13 protein-coding genes are annotated in these 19986 nt (G+C 63.0%); 5 read left to right on the plus strand and 8 right to left on the minus strand.

Features of this window, described 5'->3' with window-relative positions; genetic code table 11:
- Positions 1-195 precede the first annotated feature (195 nt).
- The 3 genes from KIP88_RS14550 to KIP88_RS14560 are packed head-to-tail and all read left to right on the plus strand — an operon-like array spanning position 196 to position 2656.
- Entirely contained in the window at positions 196-651 is a 456-nt protein-coding gene (locus KIP88_RS14550) for a MarR family winged helix-turn-helix transcriptional regulator (protein ID WP_214488611.1), read from the plus strand.
- 15 nt (positions 652-666) lie between these two features.
- Entirely contained in the window at positions 667-1626 is a 960-nt protein-coding gene (locus KIP88_RS14555; RefSeq protein WP_214488612.1) for a tripartite tricarboxylate transporter substrate binding protein, read from the plus strand.
- Between the two features lie 16 nt (positions 1627-1642).
- A complete protein-coding gene (locus KIP88_RS14560) occupies positions 1643-2656 on the plus strand; it encodes a methyltransferase (RefSeq protein ID WP_214488613.1) in 1014 nt (337 codons plus the stop codon).
- A 30-nt stretch (positions 2657-2686) separates the two neighbouring features.
- On the opposite strand, the gene KIP88_RS14565 is transcribed toward KIP88_RS14560, so the two are convergent.
- A complete protein-coding gene (locus KIP88_RS14565) occupies positions 2687-5461 on the minus strand; it encodes a PAS domain S-box protein (protein ID WP_214488614.1) in 2775 nt (924 codons plus the stop codon).
- A gap of 307 nt (positions 5462-5768) precedes the next feature.
- On the opposite strand from KIP88_RS14565, the gene KIP88_RS14570 reads away from it, so the two are divergent.
- Entirely contained in the window at positions 5769-6167 is a 399-nt protein-coding gene (locus tag KIP88_RS14570; protein ID WP_214488615.1) for a response regulator, read from the plus strand.
- Between the two features lie 23 nt (positions 6168-6190).
- Here the strand turns inward: KIP88_RS14570 and KIP88_RS14575 are convergent, their stop codons facing one another.
- From KIP88_RS14575 to KIP88_RS14605, 7 genes are all read right to left on the minus strand, one after another.
- Entirely contained in the window at positions 6191-7696 is a 1506-nt protein-coding gene (locus KIP88_RS14575; protein WP_214488815.1) for an HWE histidine kinase domain-containing protein, read from the minus strand.
- 16 nt (positions 7697-7712) lie between these two features.
- On the minus strand, positions 7713-13997 hold the full coding sequence (locus KIP88_RS14580; RefSeq protein WP_214488616.1) for a HAMP domain-containing protein: 6285 nt from the start codon (positions 13995-13997) through the stop codon (positions 7713-7715).
- 244 nt (positions 13998-14241) lie between these two features.
- On the minus strand, positions 14242-15360 hold the full coding sequence (locus KIP88_RS14585; RefSeq protein ID WP_214488617.1) for a branched-chain amino acid ABC transporter substrate-binding protein: 1119 nt from the start codon (positions 15358-15360) through the stop codon (positions 14242-14244).
- 180 nt (positions 15361-15540) lie between these two features.
- Positions 15541-16287, minus strand: coding sequence for an ABC transporter ATP-binding protein (locus KIP88_RS14590; protein WP_214488618.1), 747 nt, complete (start codon positions 16285-16287; stop codon positions 15541-15543).
- On the minus strand, positions 16284-17117 hold the full coding sequence (locus tag KIP88_RS14595; protein WP_214488619.1) for an ABC transporter ATP-binding protein: 834 nt from the start codon (positions 17115-17117) through the stop codon (positions 16284-16286). The genes KIP88_RS14590 and KIP88_RS14595 overlap by 4 nt, the downstream gene beginning before the upstream one ends.
- Entirely contained in the window at positions 17114-18433 is a 1320-nt protein-coding gene (gene livM, locus KIP88_RS14600) for a high-affinity branched-chain amino acid ABC transporter permease LivM (RefSeq protein WP_308163561.1), read from the minus strand. The genes KIP88_RS14595 and livM overlap by 4 nt, the downstream gene beginning before the upstream one ends.
- 11 nt (positions 18434-18444) lie before the next feature.
- Positions 18445-19362 carry a branched-chain amino acid ABC transporter permease LivH gene (locus tag KIP88_RS14605; RefSeq protein WP_214488620.1) on the minus strand — a complete coding sequence of 306 codons (918 nt, stop codon included), beginning with the start codon at positions 19360-19362 and terminating at the stop codon, positions 18445-18447.
- 276 nt (positions 19363-19638) lie between these two features.
- Between KIP88_RS14605 and KIP88_RS14610 the strand changes: the two genes are divergently transcribed.
- Positions 19639-19794: a hypothetical protein gene (locus KIP88_RS14610; protein WP_214488621.1), complete on the plus strand. Its 156-nt coding sequence runs from the start codon at positions 19639-19641 to the stop codon at positions 19792-19794.
- The last annotated feature ends 192 nt before the right edge of the window (positions 19795-19986 follow it).

Raw genomic sequence — 19986 nt, forward strand, 5'->3', positions numbered from 1 at the left:
CGGCTGTCCAGCACCATTCTGATCGGTTCGGTCACCTCCCCAGGTTGCATTGACAATAATAATATTCAAACATATGATGATCAAAATTATGACTATATAGGGTGAGCGGCTCCGATGTCTGACACGGCTTCCGATCGCGATCCGCAACCGTTCCCGCATCATATCGGCAGTGACGGCGTTCCGGTCCGCTGGGCCGTGGCGCCACTCACCCGAAGCCTTCAACAGATCTGCACGTCGATCGTCGCTGAAGCGCTGGCCGGGGCCGAATTGGTTCAGCTGGAATATGCCCTGATGGTCTTCGTGAATGATGCGCCCGGCATCAGCCAGCAAACGCTGTCCGAGGCGATGGGGGTCGATCGCAACAATATCGGCCTGATTGCCGAGAAACTCGAAGCGAGAGGTCTGCTCAGACGATCGGTCAATGGGGACGATCGCCGCGCGCGTCAAGTCTATCTGACCCGAAAGGGAGCTCGCCTGTGGCGGCAATGCCGGCCCGAAATCTTTGCCGCCAACGAACGCATTCTGGCGCCGCTGAATGCGTCCGAAAAAAAGCTCTTCATCGATATGCTGGTGCGTCTGGTGGAAGGAAACCGGGTCCACGTCCGACCCGGTGCCGGACGACGCAAGCGAACCTCAAGCAAGTCCACCTAGCACGAGGGGTAAGCCATGCATGTATTCCGGTGTTTCGTATTTGCTTTCATTGCCGTTGCGGCAATCTGGTCCCCGATAGCAGCGCGCTCGGAAGCATGGCCGCAGCGGGCGGTCAAGATCACCGTGCCGCTCTCGGCAGGCAGCGGCGTCGATCTGGCCGCGCGGCTGTTCGCCGAACGGCTGTCGCAGCGATGGCGACAAGGGGTGGTCGTTGAGAACCGCCCGGGAGTGGATGGCCTCGCCGGTGTGGCGAGCTTCGTCAGCGCGCGCGACGACCACGAGCTTCTGTTTTCCTTTGCCGGTCCGATCTCGATCAATCCACTGATCTACGACAAGCTGCCATACGATCCCGATCGCGATCTGGTTCCGATCGCCTCGGCCATCGAAAATTTCTTCTGCATCGCAGTTTCCAGCTCGATGGGCGTCGACTCCATAGGCTCGTTTCTCGAGGCGGTACGAAACAACCCGGGCAAGTTCAACTGGGCCGCGACGGCAGGATTGCCCCAGTATATCTTTGAGGCGCTGCAAAAGTCCGCCGGTCTGCAGCTTGTACAGGTGCCGTATCGGGATTTTGCACCTGCGCTCCAGGATTTCGCCGAGGGGCGGATCCAGGTCGTGGTTACCGGGCCGGCACCGTTGCTCCCACACGTCAAAGCGGGCAGGGCAAAACTTCTCATGGTTTCGAACCGGCAGCGCTCCCCGTTGGCTCCGGAGGTGCCGACCGCCGGAGAGGCCGGCTATCCCGAGTTGACCTTCGAAGGTGTAGTCGGATTTTACGGACGGCGGGATATGCCGGCATCCCTTCGCGATCAGATTTCAGAGGATGTCAGGGCGGCAGGCGCAGATCCCGCCGTCATCTCACGGCTGCGCGACATCGGGATCGCCATCCGGACCGGCACGCCTGCGGAACTTTCGTCAGCCGTTGCCGAACAAGCCAAAAAGGTCCGCGAGATCGTCGCGGGGATGAAGCGGTAACGAAAGGGCGTGCACCATGGAAGCGACCAGCGCTGCCCCGGATCGTCTGGTGAGATTGGGCGTGGCCTTCAGGGAGTCCAAGACGCTGCTGAGCGCCGTCGAACTTGGCGTCTTTACGTTGCTGGCCCGGCAACCGCTTGAGCTGGCTCCTCTCGCCGAAAAATCGGGCGTCCACGCGCGCGGGGCGAGGGACTTCTTCGATGCCCTGGTCGCACTTGGTTTGCTCGAACGGGATGAATCCGGCCGCTACAGTAACGCGCCCGACGCGAACCAGTATCTCGACCGCAACAAGTCTTCCTATATCGGTGGCGAGCTCGAATTGGCGAACGCGCGGCAATTTGGCCCCTGGAGCATGTTCACGGACGCGTTGCGCACCGGCGAGCCACAAAGCGGCGCGCGCGGCACCGAGAATTACCGGGCCTATTACGCTGATCCCGCCATTCTGGAAAACGTTGCCCGCGGCATGACCGGTGGATCACTGCGCGCCGCGCAGGCTATCGCGGCGCACTTCCCGTGGCAGGAGTTTCGTACGCTGATCGACATCGGCACCGCGCAGGGATGCTTGCCGGTCCAGGTTGCGTCGGCTCATCCACACCTCACCGGCGGCGGTTTCGATCTTCCCGCGCTGAAGCCGCTGTTCGAAGCTTACGCCGAGCAACATGGCGTGGCGGGCCGCTTGCGCTTCCATGCCGGAGATTTCTTCAACGATCCATTGCCCACAGCCGACGTTCTGGTGATGGGCCGCGTGCTCCATAATTGGGATCTCGCCACCAAGATGCTGCTGCTCAAGAAAGCATTCGACGCGCTTCTAGGCGGCGGCGTCCTAATCGTCTACGAACGCTTTATCGACGACGGCCGGCGATTCAGTACGGCGGGCCTGCTGGCCAGCCTGAACATGCTGGTCCTCACGGCCGGCGGCTTTGATTGCAGTGCCGCAGACTGCAAGGGCTGGATGGCCGAAACCGGATTTCGGGATCTTCAGATGTCGCCGCTCGCCGGTGACATTGGAATGATTACCGGACGGAAGTGAGCGGGCGCAGTCCGGTTCGTTGCAGTTTGCCTAACTGGCAAGCGCGAGCCGGAGCATCCTGGCAAGTTCGGACTTGCGATAGGGCTTTGCCAGCAGCAGCACGCCGGAATCCAGGCGGCCATGATGGACGATCGCGTTCTCGGTATACCCTGACGTGAACAGGGTCTTGAGGCCCGGCCGCCGCTTCAGCGCTTCGTCGACGAGCTGGCGGCCGTTCATGGTGCCAGGCATGATCACGTCGGTGAAAAGCAGGTCGATGGCGGGGACATCGTCGATGAACCGCAAGGCGTCGGAAGCGTTGGCCGCCTCCAGCGTGGTGTAGCCCAGGCTCCCGATCTGGGTCATCACATAGCGCCGCACCAACGTATCGTCCTCGACGATGAGGACCGTTTCGTTGCCGCCCTCGATGTCAGCCGAGACCAGCGCTTCCGCCGCGGTCTGCTGCAATCCGGTCGCCCGCGGCAGGTAGATCTTGACGGAGGTGCCGTGGCCTTCCTCGCTGTAGATCTTGATATGACCGCCCGACTGCTTGACGAAACCGAACACCATGCTCAGGCCAAGGCCGGTGCCTTTGCCGACCTCCTTGGTCGTAAAGAAGGGTTCGAAAACCCGTTCAAGCAGTGCGGGTGGAATTCCGGAGCCGGTGTCGCCGACCGCGATCATCACGTAGTTGCCGGGCGCGACCTCGCTCTGCAAGCTCGCGTAATTTTCGTCAAGAAAGACGTTGCTGGTCTCGATCGCGAGTTTGCCGCCATTGGGCATGGCATCGCGCGCATTTATTGCCAGATTGAGAACGGCGGTCGCGAGCTGATTGGGATCGGCCAGCGCGGTCCACGCATCCTCGGCCAATAGCGGCGTGATTTCGATGTGTTCGCCGAGGGTAGGGTGCAGCAGCTTCGCCGCCTCCAGCACCAGCGCATTGACGTCGAGTTCAACAGGCTGCAGCGGTTGCTTGCGGGCAAAGGCCAGCAGATGCTTGGTCAGGTTGGCCCCGCGTTCGGCGGCTTCGTCGATCAGCTTGGCGACGGCGGCGAGTTGGGGCTGATCAGCGACGGCTTCCTCCAGAATGCCGATGGTGCCGGTGATCACGGTCAGGATGTTGTTGAAGTCATGCGCGACGCCGCCCGTGAGCTGGCCGACCGCATCCATCTTCTGCGCATGGCGCAACTGGGCTTCCGCGGCCTGCTTTTCGGTCAGGTCGCGGCCGATGAAGAAGTGGCGGCGGACCGGCTCCGACCACGTCCCGGTCCAGTTCAGCGCGACTGCGTTGCCTTCCTTGTTGACATAGCGCGTCTCGAAATTGCGCTTGCTTTGTCCTCGTCGCGCCGCCCGCATCTCCCTGCGGGTGTGTTCGAGATCGTCGGGGTGGATGAATTCGATCGCGCTATGTCCGATCATGTCGGAGGGCTGATAGCCGAGGATCGCAGTGACGCTCGGGCTGACCTGGATGAAATTCCCCGCGGTGTCGGTCACGAGGATGAGGTCGTTCGAGGAATCGAATATGCGCTGCCGCTCCTCGATTTCTTGGCTGAGCGCCTGCTGCGTCCGCTTGCTTTCGGTGATGTCGCGCGCGGCTTTGGAAATGCCGACGATCTCGCCGGAGACCGAGCGGATCGGGGAGATGCTCAGCGAAACATCGACGGTGCTGCCATCCTTGCGTACGCGGGAAGTCTCGTAATGTGCAATCGTCTCGCGTCGGCTGATCCGTTCGACGATACTGCGTACCTCCCCGCGCCGGTCCGGCGAGACGATGATGTTGACATTCTTGCCCAACGCTTCGGCCGCTGTGAAGCCGAACAGGCGTTCGGCGGCTCCGTTCCAGCCGGTGATGGTGCCGTCCAGCAATATGGTGATGATGGCGTCGCTGGACGATTCCACGACGGCGCTGAAGAGGCCATCACGTTCGGTGCGAAGGTCCCTTTCCGAGGCGGCTTGCAGACGCAACGATCCGAGCAGGCGGGCCAGCTTGGCCTGCAGGCCCACGTTGTGGACGAGCAGGACGGCGAGCACGAAGCTCGCGGCACAAAGGCCGTAGATGCGGCCGAGATAGAAGCCGACGTCAAACCGCGCCACGTTCAGGATCGCCGACAAGGCGATGTCGAACAACCAGGCGCTCATCACGACCATCAGCCAGATGTCGAGGACGAAATGCGGCCGGCAAAGCCACAGCACCACCAGCGCAGCGAGGCTGAGGCACCATACGGTAGAGACCACGGCGAGCATGACGGGCGTGTAATGGCCGTCGCTCAGAAGGATCGGTAGACGGTCGTGTTGGGCGGTTACGAGCCAGGTGAACGCGGCCATCGCGACACTGACCGCAACGATGCTCGCAACGACTGCCACGCCGGTCGAGCCCCGGATCTTCCGGTCGTCGTCGCTTGCTTTCAGCAACGCATAGCCGAGTACCAGCAGCGGAAAGCCGCCGTGCCAGACCATGTAGAGCCAAACGGTGGTCTGCGATCCTGCGCCGAGCAGCCCGCCTGGCGCGAACAGGCCAGGAAAAGTGAGGGCATGGACGACGGCCGCCATGGCCGTGAACAAATAACCGCTCGTCAGCAGCAGCAGCGCCCGCGAGCGCAAGATTGCGAACTGTGAAAACAACAGGACGGCGGTTATCAGATCGTTGATGGCCAGCGCGGATTGATAGCTCGCAACGAATGCCGGGACCGGAGTGAGCGGTACGCCGGCAAATGGCACGGCGCAGGCGAACAGCACCGCCGAGACGCTGACCACGGCGAGCGCGGATTTGCGATCGCCGCGGGTCGCCGGCATTGTCGAAAGAAAGATGTTGCGCTCGTCACCCATTGTCGTCTCCGGCAAGCTGGCAGCGAACGCGCCATGGCAATAGCTTCAAACGCGCGAAAATAACGCATCCGACGCGGCCAGACATCCAGCCGAACGTTGGACGCCATTGAAATTCCAGCCCCGAGGTTACGCTAGCGGCAGCTCGACGGGAATCAACTCAAGTTTAGATATTACCTGACGATACTGGAGAGGAACGGAATTAAGCGGGTAACCGCCTCTTTACCACTGCCTGAATAATGCCCGCGGAACCGCTGAAACGCGCGAATTTCATCATAAGCTGCTCGCACGACCGATCCGGGAGACTTCGATGCCCCGCGTGCTTGTTGTTGACGATCAGGCCGATGTTCGTACGATGATTTCCATCGTGCTGCGCGTCCAGCAGTTCGAAATCGTCGAGGCAGAAAGCGCCGCATCCGCATTGAAGCTGTTCGAGGAAACAAGCTTCGATCTTGCGATCGTCGATATCTTTTTGCAGGGCACCAACGGCTCCGATCTGATCACAGCGTTGCGTGGGCGCGTGCCTGGTCTGCCTGTCGTCGCGATTTCCGGAATGACCGCGCTGGACTTTTTGTCCGAAACGCCTGAGCTCTCCGATGTCGTCTGTCTGCAGAAGCCATTTCGCCCGCTGGATTTGATGCGCGCGATCGAAGCGGCGCAGGCATCGCTCCGGCAATCGGCCGGTGCCGTCGTAGCGGCGGCGCGATAGGTCGTCTTTCCATTGCTGATCCGTCAAGCGCCCAGTTTCCGCTCGGCGCGTCGCAAGCCGTTGCCGTCGACGGCGATCTCGCGGAGCGGGACCGGATCAGCGGCAAGCGTCCGTTGCGGCAGGGGGACCGAAAGGCAGCAAACGAGGCCTTCCGGGCGCCAATCGAATTCCGCTTGGCCCCCGAGCTGCGACTCGATGCTGGCGATCACGCTGCGCGTTCCGAACCCCCGCGATACCGGCTTCTCGACCGGCGGCCCGCCGGTCTCCACCCATATGATCTTGAGAAGGCCCGCCTGATCTTCCCAGTTCACCGACAGCCGGCCCAATAGTGTCGACAGGGCGCCGTACTTTGCCGAATTGGTGACGAGTTCGTGCAGCGCCAGCGCGACGGTCTGGGCCGTCGCCGGCTCGAGCTGGATCTCCGGTCCGCGCAACGCGATCTGTTCGCCGGTAGAATAGGGCGCCAGCTCCTCGTCGATCAGCTTCCCTATTTCGGCGCCTTGCCAGCTGGACAGCGAAAGCACGGTGTGCACCCGCGCCAGCGCATTGATCCGTCCTTCGACCGAACGGATGTAGGTCTTCACGTTCTCGCCGCGCGTCAGGCGGACGATGGATTGCGCCAGCGCCAGCGCGTTCTTGGCGCGGTGATCGACCTCCCGCGCCAGCAGATTTTGCCGCTCCTCGGCCTGCTTGCGCTCGGTGATATCGACGGTGACGCCGCTGACGCGGATGACACGGCCGCCCTTGTCGGTGCTTGCCGCCGCCGTTCCCGCGCACCAGCGCATCTCGCCATTCGGCCGGATGATGCGGAATTCCGCTTCGTATGATTTCGTGCCTCGGGCGAAGCTCGCCCACGCCTCATGCAATTCATGCACGTCGTCGGGGTGAAACAGCGCCTGGATATTGGCCGGCGTCAGTTCGAAGTTGCCGGGATCGATGCCGAGGATCTGATACTGGCCGTCGTCCCACATCCAGTCGCCATTGACCCAATCCCAGTCCCAGGATCCCATCTTGCCGGCCGCGATCGCAAGGCTGCGGCGCTGTTCGCTTTCGAGCAGTCTTGCGTGCGATTCCTCCAGTTCGGCGGTGCGGGCGCGAACGCGATCTTCGAGCTCGACGTTGAGGCGCTCGAGTTGGCGCGTCTTGCGATAGAGTTCCGCAAACACCTTGATCTTGGCGCGCAACACCTCCGGCACGACGGGCACCGGAACATAGTCGACTGCACCCATTTCGTAGCCGCGCAGCCGGTCGATGTCGCTGACCTGTATGGCGGAGATGAATATCATCGCCGTCTTCTGGAATCGGGGATGTTCGCGGATCATCGCGGCCAGTTCGAAACCGTCCAGTTCCGGCATGCAGACGTCGACCAGGATGATGGCGACATCGTTCTTGAGCAGGAACTCAAGCGCTTCGCGCCCGGACGAAGCCTTCACTAGGTTCTCGCCGAGTTCCTTCAGGATGACTTCATAGGCGAGCAGCTTCGCCGGCTGATCGTCAACCAGAAGAATGTTTACCTTGTCTTGGTCCATCATCTACTTACGCCGATCAGCGGTGTAACCACATTCGTATTGCGAGCAGCAACTGCTCGGTATTGACGGGTTTGGCGAGATAGTCCGAAGCGCCGGCTTCGAGGCATTTCTCGCGGTCACCCTTCATCGCCTTGGCGGTCAGCGCGATAATCGGAAGGCGGCCAAAGGACGGGTTTTGCCTGATAACGCCAATGGTCTGATATCCGTCCATCTGCGGCATCATGATATCCATCAGCACGATTGCGATATTGGGGGTGGACTCGACCAGCGCGATGGCCTCATGGCCTGTCGTCGCAGTCAGCACCTTCATTCCGCGCCGTTCTAATACGCTCGACAGCGCAAAGATGTTCCGGGCGTCATCGTCCACCAGAAGCGCGGTTTTGCCAACCAGATCCTCATCGGAGCTATTGAGCTTTTCGAGCATTCTCTGCTTCTCGACCGGCAATTCCGTGATCACACGGTGCAAAAACAGCGACGTTTCGTCGAGCAGGCGTTCGGGCGACTCGACGCCTTTCACCACGATGCTCCGCGCCATGGTGTGAAGTTCCGCATCTTCCTCGGCTGAAAGTTCCCGCCCCGTAAACACCACGACCGGCACGTTCGATAACGTCTCGTCCTTGCGGAGCCGGTCGAGCACCTCGAAGCCGCTCATGTCAGGCAGCCGCAGATCCAGCACGACGCAGTCGCACGGCTGGTTCCGCAGCGTCGACAACGCATCGGCGCCGGTGTCGGCGGTGAGGATCTCGATGTCGTCGTGGCCGAGCAATTCGGTGATGCTCATCTGTTCGGCGGCATTGTCCTCCACGATCAGCAGGCGCTTGCGTCGCGGCTTGGCGTATTCCTTGATCTGCGACAGTGCCGCGCTGACGCCTTCGGTCGTCGTCGGCTTGTTGACGAAGGAAAACGCACCGCGCGCCAGCGCATGCTGACGGTCTTCGTCGAGCGTGATGATCTGCACCGGAATGTGCCGCGTCAACGGATTGTGCTTGAGCTGGCTCAGCACGGTCCAGCCCAGCATGTCCGGCAGGAACACGTCGAGCGAAACCGCGGTCGGCTGGAATTGCTTGGCGAGTTCGATCGCTTCGGCGCCACGGTTGGCGACCAGCACCTTGAAACCCTTGTCGTGCGCCAGATCGATCAGCACCCGCGCATAATGCGGATCGTCCTCGACAATCAGGAGGATGGTGCCTCCCGGCTCGAGGTTGAGGCGGTCATCCGGCAACTGCTCGATGACCCGCTCCTGCGTCGCTGCGACCTGCAGCGCCGGCGTGAACGGCGACGCGCCAGGAACCCGTGGCGCAACCGTCGGACCGGAATATTTCAGCGGCAGATAAAGCACGAAGGTGCTGCCCTTGCCGGGCGCGCTGCGCAGATGAATTTCGCCGCCCAGCAGGCCCGCGAGTTCGCGGCTGATGGCAAGGCCGAGGCCGGTGCCGCCGTATTTCCGGCTGGTGCCGGCGTCGGCCTGCTGGAACGCCTCGAAGATTAGCTTCTGTTTCTCTGCCGGAATTCCGATACCGGTGTCGGTCACCTCGAAGGCGACGACGGCGGGCGCGTGATTGAGGATCGGGTGCTCGGCGCTCCAGCCGCCGACGGCGGCCGACACGTTCAGCTTCACGCCGCCCTCGGCGGTGAACTTGAACGCGTTCGACAGCAGGTTTTTCAGGACCTGCTGCAGGCGCTTGGAGTCGGTCACCATGCTGCGGGCGAGGTTTTCGTCGACATCGATGTTGAACGACAGATGGCGGTTGTCGGCTTCGTGCCTGAACGGCCGCCCGACGGTCTCCAGGAGGCTCGAGGTCAGGATCTCCTCAGCATCGACGGTGACAGTGCCGGATTCGATCTTCGACAGGTCGAGAATGTCGCTGATCAGGTTGAGCAGGTCGGTGCCGGCGCCGTGGATCGTGCGGGCGAATTCGACCTGTTTTGCCGACAAATTGCCTTCCGGATTTTCGGTGAGCTGCTGGCCGAGGATCAGGATGCTGTTGAGCGGCGTGCGCAGCTCATGCGACATGTTGGCGAGGAATTCGGACTTGTACTTCGAGGTCAGCGAAAGCTCGGTCGCCTTTTCTTCGAGCGCGCGGCGTGCCTGTTCGATTTCCTGGTTCTTTCTTTCCACCTCGACGTTGCGCTCCGCAAGCTGCTGGGCCTTCTGTTCGAGCTGTTCGTTGGTCTGCTGCAGTTCCTTCTGCTGCGTCTGCAGTTCGCCGGCGAGCTGTTGGGACTGCTTCAACAGGCCCTCGGTCTGCATCGTGGCCTCGATCGAGTTGAGAACGATGCCGATAGAGTCGGTGAGCTGTTCGAGGAAGGTCATTTGCGAGGTCGTGAACGAACTGATCGAAGACAGTTCGATCACCGCCTTGACCTGGTTTTCGAACAACACCGGAAGCACGACGAGATTCTTCGGAATGACGCGCAGCAGCGCCGAATTGATCGGCGCCGTGTCGGTCGGAATGTCCGACACCAGCCGCTGACGCTTGTCCATCGCGCATTGGCCGATCAATCCTTCGCCGAACTGCACGACTTGCGGATTCGGATTGGCGCCATCGCCGGCATAGGAAGAGAGCAGGCGCAACTGCGGGCTGTCGGCACTCTCGGTCTGATAGATCACGCCCATATGCGCGTTGATCAGCGGCGCCAGTTCGGTCAGCAGCAGCCGGCCGACCGTGGTCAGGTCGCGCTGACCCTGCAGCATGTTGGTGAATTTGGCGAGGTTGGTCTTCAGCCAGTCCTGTTCGGTATTCACCTGCGTGGTGAGGCGGAGGTTGCCGATCATCGTATTGATGTTGTCTTTGAGTTCGGCGACTTCGCCGCGGGCGTCGACCTGGATCGAGCGGGTCAGGTCGCCCTTGGTCACGGCGGTCGCCACCTCGGCGATCGCGCGCACCTGCGAGGTCAGGTTGGCGGCGAGCAGGTTGACGTTGCCGGTAAGGTCCTTCCAGGTGCCGGCGGCGCCGGGCACGTTGGCCTGGCCGCCGAGGCGTCCTTCGACGCCGACTTCGCGCGCCACGCTGGTGACCTGATCGGCGAAGGTCGCGAGCGTCTCGGTCATGTTGTTGATGGTGTCGGCAAGCGCGGCGACTTCGCCCTTCGATTTCACGGTCAGGTTCTGCTTCAGGTCGCCGTCGGCGACCGCCGTCACGACCTTGACGATGCCGCGCACCTGTTCGGTCAGATTGGCGGCCATGAAGTTGACGGTGTCGGTGAGGTCCTTCCAGGTGCCGGCGACGCCGGGGACCTGCGCCTGACCGCCGAGCTTGCCCTCGGTGCCGACCTCGCGCGCCACGCGCGTCACTTCGCCGGCAAAGGCATTGAGCTGATCGACCATCGTGTTGATGGTGTTCTTCAGTTCGAGAATTTCGCCCTTCACGTCCACCGTGATCTTGCGTGACAGGTCGCCGCGCGCCACGGCCGTGGTGACTTCGGCGATGTTGCGGACCTGCGTGGTGAGGTTGGCCGCCAGCAGGTTGACGTTGTCGGTCAGATCCTTCCAGGTGCCGCCGACCCCGGGCACCACGGCCTGGCCGCCCAGCCGCCCCTCGGTGCCGACCTCGCGCGCGACGCGCGTCACTTCGGCGGCAAACGAACGTAGCTGCTCGACCATCGTATTGAGGGTGTCTTTCAGCAGCAGGATCTCGCCGCGGACGTCGACCGTGATCTTCTTCGACAGGTCGCCGCCGGCAATCGCAGTGGCGACTTCGGCGATGTTGCGGACCTGCGCGGTCAGGTTTGAGGCCATGAAGTTGACGTTGTCGGTGAGGTCCTTCCAGGTGCCGGCGACTTCAGGCACCTGGGCCTGGCCGCCGAGCTTGCCTTCGGTGCCGACCTCGCGTGCCACGCGGGTCACTTCCGAAGCGAAGGCGTTGAGCTGGTCCACCATCGTGTTGACGGTGTTCTTCAGCTCGAGAATTTCGCCCTTCACGTCGACCGTGATCTTCTTCGACAGGTCGCCCTTCGCCACCGCCGTGGTGACTTCGGCGATGTTGCGGACCTGGCCGGTCAAATTGCCGGCCATCGAGTTGACGTTGTCGGTGAGGTCCTTCCAGGTGCCAGCGACACCGGGCACATTGGCCTGGCCGCCGAGCCGCCCCTCGGTGCCGACCTCGCGCGCAACGCGGGTCACTTCGCCCGCAAAGCGGTTGAGCTGGTCGACCATCGTGTTGAGCGTTTCCTTGAGCTGCAGGATCTCGCCGCGCACGTCGACCGTGATCTTGCGCGACAGGTCGCCGCCCGCGATCGCGGTCGCCACCTCAGCGATGTTGCGGACCTGCGCCGTCAAATTGCCGGCCATCGAGTTCACGCTGTCGGTGAGGTCTTTCCAGGTGCCGGCGACGCCGGTTACCTGGGCCTGGCCGCCGAGCTTGCCGTCGGTGCCGACTTCGCGCGCCACGCGCGTGACCTCGCCGGCGAAGGCGTTGAGCTGGTCGACCATCGTGTTCAGCGTTTCCTTCAATTGAAGGATTTCACCCGACACGTTGACCGTGATCTTCTTCGACAGGTCGCCCTTCGCCACCGCGGTCGCGACTTCGGCGATGTTGCGGACCTGGCCGGTTAGGTTGCCGGCCATCGAATTGACGTTGTCGGTAAGGTCCTTCCAGGTGCCGGCGACGCCGCGCACGTTGGCCTGGCCGCCGAGCTTGCCTTCGGTGCCGACTTCGCGCGCGACGCGCGTCACTTCGCCGGCGAACGCGTTGAGCTGGTCCACCATCGTATTGATGGTGTCCTTCAGCTCGAGAATTTCGCCGCGTACGTCCACCGTGATCTTCTTGGACAGGTCGCCGTTGGCGACCGCCGTCGTCACCTCGGCGATATTTCGAACCTGCGCGGTCAGGTTGGAAGCCATCGAGTTGACGCTCTCGGTCAGGTCCTTCCAGGTGCCGGCGACGCCGAGCACGTTGGCCTGGCCGCCGAGCCGTCCGTCGGTTCCGACTTCGCGCGCGACGCGGGTGACTTCGCCCGCGAAGGCGTTGAGCTGGTCGACCATTGTATTGAGCGTTTCCTTCAATTGCAGGATTTCGCCCGAGACGTTGACGGTGATCTTCTTGGAGAGGTCGCCGCCCGCAATCGCGGTCGCGACGTCGGCGATGTTGCGGACCTGCGCCGTCAGGTTGGAGGCCATGAAGTTGACGTTGTCGGTGAGGTCCTTCCAGGTGCCGGCGACGCCGGGGACCTGGGCCTGACCGCCGAGCTTGCCTTCGGTGCCGACCTCGCGGGCGACGCGGGTCACTTCTGACGCGAACGAGTTGAGCTGGTCGACCATCGTGTTGATGGTGTCTTTCAGCTCCAGGATTTCGCCGCGGACGTCCACCGTGATCTTGCGCGAGAGGTCGCCGCGGGCGACCGCGGTGGTGACGTTGGCGATGTTGCGGACCTGGGCGGTGAGGTTGCCGCACATCGCGTTGACGGAGTCGGTCAGATCCTTCCAGGTGCCGGCGACGCCGGGGACGATGGCCTGGCCGCCGAGCTTGCCGTCGGTGCCGACTTCGCGGGCGACGCGCGTCACTTCCGAGGCGAAGGACCGGAGCTGGTCCACCATCGTGTTGATGGCTTCCTTGAGCTGCAGGATCTCGCCGCGGACGTCCACCGTGATCTTCTTCGACAGGTCGCCATTCGCCACCGCGATGGTGACCTCGGCGATGTTGCGGACCTGGCCGGTGAGGTTGTTGGCCATCGAGTTGACGCTCTCGGTCAGGTCTTTCCAGACGCCCGTCACTTCCGGAACCTGCGCCTGGCCGCCGAGCTTGCCTTCGGTGCCGACCTCGCGCGCCACGCGCGTCACTTCCGAGGTGAACACGGAAAGCTGCTTGATCATCGTGTTGACGATGTTGGCCGATTGTAAAAATTCGCCGCCCAGGGGGCGGCCGTCGATATCAAGCTGCACGGTCTGCAGTAGATTGCCTTGGGCCACGGCGGCGACCGCGCGCGTGACTTCGCGGGTCGGCCACAGCAGGTCGTCGATCAGCGTGTTGACGGAGCCTTCCATGTCCGCCCACGATCCGCTCGACAGGTCGAACTTGACGCGCTGCCGCGTCTTGCCTTCGCGCCCGACGACCTGGCCGACGTGCTCCAGTTGCTGCGCCATTCGCTGGTTGGCGGCGACGATTTCGTTGAAGGTATCGGCGATCTTGCCCTCGATGCCGATGTGATCGCCGGTCATCCGTACCGAGAAATCGCCCGCCCGCATCGCCTGCAAGGCATGCAGCAGGTCCTGCATCGGATCGGACGCGCCGTTGGCGTTGGGTGGTGTCGGTTTTGTGACCCGGCGAGCGGAGGGTGATGCTCCAGGGGACAGGTCACTCATGGTGTTTCCTCGGCCAGTTCGCGCAAATCACTTCGGCTGAAATGCGATTTCACAGATAGAACCGCTGCCCCATCGGCATATTAAGCCGGACTAACGGTTAAAGTCGTGAAATCAATGACATGGAACTCAGCCCAATTGCTCAATTCGGCGGGAACCCAATAGTTCCAATGGCCCCCAAATTATATGGAACCCAAAAAAACGCCCCGGCAAGCCGGGGCGTTTGACGTTCTGGTCGATGAAGGGATCAGGACCCCTTGGGATTGATCTCGGTGTAGTTGCCCTTGGCGTCCCACTTGTAGACGACATAGTCGATTACCTTGAGGTCGCCCTTGGCATCGAAGGAAAGCTTGCCGAGCACGGTGTCCCATTCGCCGGCCTTGATGGTCTCCATGACCTTCTTCGGATCGGTGGTCTTCGCCTTCGCCACCGCCTGCGTCCAGACCTGCATCGCGGCATAGGTATAGAGGGTGTAGCCCTCGGGATCGATGTTCTTGCCCTTGAACTTCTCGACGATCGCTTTCGCGGTCGCCTTGTTGCGCGGGTCGGGGCCGAAGGTGAACAGCGTGCCTTCGCCGGCCGGACCGGTGATCGAGGCGAATTCCTTGTCGTTCAGGGCGTCGCCCGCCATCAACACCGTCTTGAGGCCCTGGTCGCGCATCTGGCGCAGGATCAGGCCGGCTTCCTGATGGTAGCCGCCGACATAGACCAGATCGATATTGTCGCGCTTCAGCCGCGACACGATCGCGTTAAAGTCCTTGTCGCCCTTGTTGTAGGATTCGAACATCTTCTCGGTGAAGCCGGCCTTGTTGAGCGCCTTCTTGGTCTCCTCCGCGAGGCCTTTGCCGTAGGTGGACTTGTCGTTGAGGATGGCGACGTTCTTGCCCTTGTAGTTCTTGACGATGTAGTCGGCGGCAACCAGGCCCTGCTGATCGTCGCGGCCGCAGACGCGCGCCACGTTCCACAGCTTCCGCTCGGTGAACAGCGGGTTGGTCGAGGCCGGCGTGATCTGCAGTACGTTGCCGTCGGCGTAGGCTTCCGACGCCGGGATCGACGACGACGAGCAGAAATGACCGGCCACGAACGGGATTTTTGCGCTGGCGAACTTTTCCGCCACCGAGCGCGCCTGCTTGGGATCGCAGGCATCGTCGCCGACCTGCAGCGCCAGCTTCTTGCCGAGCACGCCGCCGGCGGCGTTGATGTCGGCCACCGCCTGTTCGGCGCCGTTCTTCATCTGCCGGCCGAACGCGGATTCGCCGCCCGTCATCGGGCCTGCCACTGCGATGGAGATGTCCTGCGCCAGGGCCGTTGTCGACAGCGCCAACGATGCGCCCAGTGCCAAACCGATGAGTTTCAGTGATTTCATGAGGTATCCTCGCGGGTAGGTCGATTTCAGGAAGCGCCCGGCAGGCCGGGTACGAAAATCACGCCCATTGTCGGCTGATTTTACCGCGAAGTCATCGGCAATTTTCGGGCAAATCCACGGTCCGTTCGCCGCATCTTGCCGCAGCACGCACCAAGGCAAGGTGGGGGGCAGGTGGGAGCGCTACTCCCGCCGGCCGCCCTCCAGATAGGCGGCGCGGATTTCCGGGCGCTGCAGCAATTCGCTGCCGGTTCCGGACAGGGTGATCAGGCCGTTGACCATGACGTAGCCGCGATGGGCGAGTTTCAGCGCGTGGTTGGCGTTCTGTTCGACGATCAGAACGGTCAGGCCGTCCTGCCGGTTCAGGGTCCTTATCGCATCGAAAATCTGCCGCGCGATCAGGGGGGCCAGCCCCAGCGACGGCTCGTCCAGCATCAACAGGCGCGGCCGGCTCATCAGGGCCCGGCCGATCGCCAGCATCTGCTGCTCGCCGCCGGACAGCGTGCCGCCGCGCTGGGTCATACGTTCCTTGAGCCGCGGGAACAGCGCGAAGACGCGTTCCAGGCCGCTCGCCCGATCGGCCTCGCTGCTATCGGTCGCATCAGCCCCCATCTGCAGGTTTTCCGCCACGCTCATGCGCGGGAAGATGCGGCGACCCTCGGGCGACTGGGCGATGCGCAGCCGCGCGATCTCATGCGTCGGCACGTCGGTGATGTCCTGGCCGTCGAATTCGATCCTCCCTGAGCGGGCGCGGGGCCGGCCGAAGATCGTCATCATCAGGGTCGACTTGCCGGCGCCGTTGGCCCCGATCAAGGCGACGATTTCGCCGGCGTTGATGTCGAGATCGACGCCCTTCAGCGCCTCGATCTTGCCGTAGGCCGCGCGCAGCGATCGGATCGCGAGCAGGGGCGTCTTCGATGGGGCCGTCACGTGCCGCTCTCCATCACGGCGATGGCTTCTTCCTCGTCGGCGCCGAGATAGGCGGCGATCACCTTGGGATCGTCGCGGATCTGCTGCGGCGTGCCTTCGGCGATCTTGATGCCGTGATCCATCACCACGACATGGTCGGAAATCTCCATCACCACGCTCATGTCATGCTCGATCAGGAGGATCGAGGTGCCCTGATCGCCTCGGATCGAGAGCAGGAGTTCGCTCAAGGCAGCGCTTTCCCGTGCGTTGAGGCCGGCCGCGGGCTCGTCGAGGCAGAGCAGCGCGGGCTGGGTGCACATCGCGCGCGCGATTTCGAGCCGCCGCTGGTCGCCATATGGCAAATTGCCGGCGGCATCATCGGCGCGATCCAGGAGGCCGATGCGGTCGAGCCAGGTCTGCGCCAGATCGATCGCGGCCTGCTCGGCCTTGCGCCAGGAGGGGGCGCCGATCAACCCGAGAAACGTCAGCCCGGAAGCGCGCATCAGCGCGTTGTGCTGCGCCACCATCAGGTTTTCCAGCGCCGTCATGCCCGGAAACAGCCGGATGTTCTGGAAGGTGCGCGCGACGCGGGCCAGTTTGGAAATCCGGAAATCGTTCAGCCGTTCGAGCTGGATGGCGTGGCCGTCATCGTGCACGAGCCGCATCGCGCCCGAGGTCGGCTTGTAGAAGCCGGTGATGCAGTTGAACACGGTGGTCTTGCCGGCGCCGTTCGGCCCGATCAGCGCGGTGATCTTGCGCCGCTCGGCATTGAAGGAGAGGTCGTTGACGGCGACGATGCCGCCGAAGCGCATCGACAGCCGATCGACCGACAGGATGTGGTCGCCGCTCATCCGTGTCCCTCCTTGACGAGGTCGGACGAGATCGCCTGGTTGGTCTTCAGGAACACGGTCGGCGCGCGATGGCCGATCAGGCCGCGCGGCCGCCAGATCATCAGCAGCACCATCGCCATGCCGAACACCAGCATGCGGTATTGCTCGAGGCCGCGGAACAGCTCGAAGCCGCCGATCATGGCGAGCGCGGCGAGCGCGACGCCCAGTTGCGAGCCCATGCCGCCCAGCACCACGATCGCCAGCACCAGCGCCGATTCATGGAAGGTGAAGGATTCCGGGCTGATGAAACCTTGTCTGGTCGCGAAGAACGCGCCGGCAAAACCGCCGAACATCGCGCCGGTTGCAAACGCCGTCAGCTTGGTGGTGGTGGTGTTGATGCCGAGCGCGCGGCAGGCGACCTCGTCCTCGCGCAGCGCTTCCCAGGCGCGGCCGATCGGCAGCCGCCGCAGCCGGATCGTGACCCAGTTGGTGAGCAGCGCCAGCGCCAGGATCAAATAGAACAGGAACACGACGCGGTGCGTCGGCGAGAATTCGATGCCGAGCATGGCCGCAAGCCCGTCATCGCCCGGTGTGAGCGGAATGCCGAACAGGGTCGGGCGGGGAATGCCGGTGACGCCGTTCGGCCCGCCGGTCAGGCTCTGCCAGTTGATGATGACGAGGCGGATGATCTCGCCGAAGGCCAGCGTGACGATGGCGAGATAGTCGCCGCGCAGCCGCAGCACGGGAAAGCCGAGCAGCACGCCCCAGAACGCGGCGAGGATGCCGGCGAGCGGCAGGCAGACCCAGAACGACAATCCGAAATTGGTCGCCAGCAGCGCGTAGGAATAGGCGCCGACCGCGTAAAACGCGACATAGCCGAGATCCAGCAGCCCGGCGAGGCCGACCACCACGTTCAGCCCCCATCCGAGCATCACGTAAGTCAGCACGAGGATGCCGAGGTCGAGTATGTAGCGCTCGTTGTAGAACAGGACCGGCACCAGAAACGTGAACACCAGCAGCACCGGTGCGACCAGGCGTCCGGCGAGCGAAAGCGTGCTTTGCACCGCAGGCGGCACCACACGGATAGTGCCGACCGGTCCCCACCACTGTCGCAGCAATTCGAGGACGATGCTGCCGCCAAACACGGTCGCAACCATCGCGGCGAGGTCGCCGAACCGCGTCCAGTAGGTCAGCTGTCCGTCCGGCCCGGCGTCGGTGCGCACGCCGATCATCAGCGAGAACAGCACCAGCGCGACCAGCGCGCTGATCAGCGCTTTCTTGAGGATGAAGGCTGCGCCCGGAGCGCGCGAGGTTTGGACGGCGGGGGGTGCGCTCACGCTGCCGCCCGTCAGACTTTTTCGACTTCAGGCCGGCCGAGCAGGCCGGTCGGAAGGAAGATCAGGACCACGATCAGGATCGAGAACGCGGCGACGTCCTTGTACTCGACCGAGAAATAGGCCGACCACAGCGTCTCGATCAGGCCGATCAGAAGCCCGCCCAGCATCGCGCCGGGCAGCGAACCGATGCCGCCGAGGACGGCCGCGGTGAATGCCTTGATGCCGGCGACGAAGCCCATGAAGAAATCGACCAGCCCGTAATAGAGCAGGTACATCATGCCGGCGACGGCGGCGAGCGCAGCCCCGATCACGAAGGTCATGGAGATGGTGCGGTCGACGTCGACGCCGAGCAGCGAGGCCATGGTCTGGTCCTGCTCGCAGGCGCGCATGTCGCGTCCCAACCGCGTGCTCGATACCAGCCAGGTGAACAGCGCCAGCAGCACCACGGTGGTGATAACGACGATGATCTGGATGTTGGAAAGCTGCACGACGAAACCGTCGGGACCCTCATGCAGCGTGTGACCACCGGTGATGATCGGCGGCACCGGCTTCACGCGCGCACCCTGCGCCACTTGCGAAAAATTGGTCAGTACGAATGACATACCGATCGCCGACAGCATCGGCGCCAGGCGGAACGAGTGCCGCAGCGGCCGGTAGGCGATGCGCTCCACCGTCCAGCCATAGAGCGCCGTGATCGCCATCGATACCAGAAGCACGATCAGCAGGATCAGGGGGATGGCGGTCAGGCCGAACGAGACCAGGATCAGGAACGTGATCAGGGCGATGAAGCCGCCGATCATGAAAATATCGCCATGGGCGAAATTGATCATGCCGACGATGCCGTAGACCATCGTGTAGCCGATCGCGATCAGGCCGTAGATCGAGCCGAGCACGAGGCCGTTGATCAGTTGCTGCGCGAAATAATCCATATGCTGCCGTGTCTAGAGCGGACAGCGCGGCGAGAGCTCCGGCAGCCCAAGACGACGCGTCGTGTCGTTTTCTAACAGGTGGGAACCGGGGGCGGCAACAGCGCCAGCTGCGGCTTATTTGGCTTGTACAGAGCTAGTTTTGCGGCAGGGGTTCCGGCGCCACAGTCCGAACACGGCCCTGCCGCGGAATGATCGCAGCGGAACCGGCGTTCCCCTGCAACGATTGCGCCCACTCTCCGTTGACCCCGGCTACGTCTAAACAACGGAGAACTCTCTATGACCAATCAGAACAACCCGGGCCAGCAGAACCAGAACCCGGGTCAGAAGCCCGGTCAGCAGCAGCAAGGTGGCGGCCAGAAGCCGGGTCAGCAGCAGCAGGATCCAGGCCGTGAGAAGCCGAACCCGAACCGCCAGGGACAGCAGGACCGCTAGCCGGATTGGTGACTAAGTAAAGAAGGCCCCGCCGTAAGGCGGGGCTTTTCTTTTGCGGGCGCACGGCGCTCGTCGTGTCCCGGACGCGGCGTGGCACCACCAGCGCGTTTACGCGCGTCCTCGACACGCTATGGTGACGCGACGCAGAGCCGGGACCCAGTTGGCTGCACATGGGTCCCGGCTCTGCGGCGC

Origin of the sequence: Bradyrhizobium sp. SRL28 (assembly GCF_018596315.1) — a bacterium.
Lineage (GTDB): Bacteria > Pseudomonadota > Alphaproteobacteria > Rhizobiales > Xanthobacteraceae > Bradyrhizobium.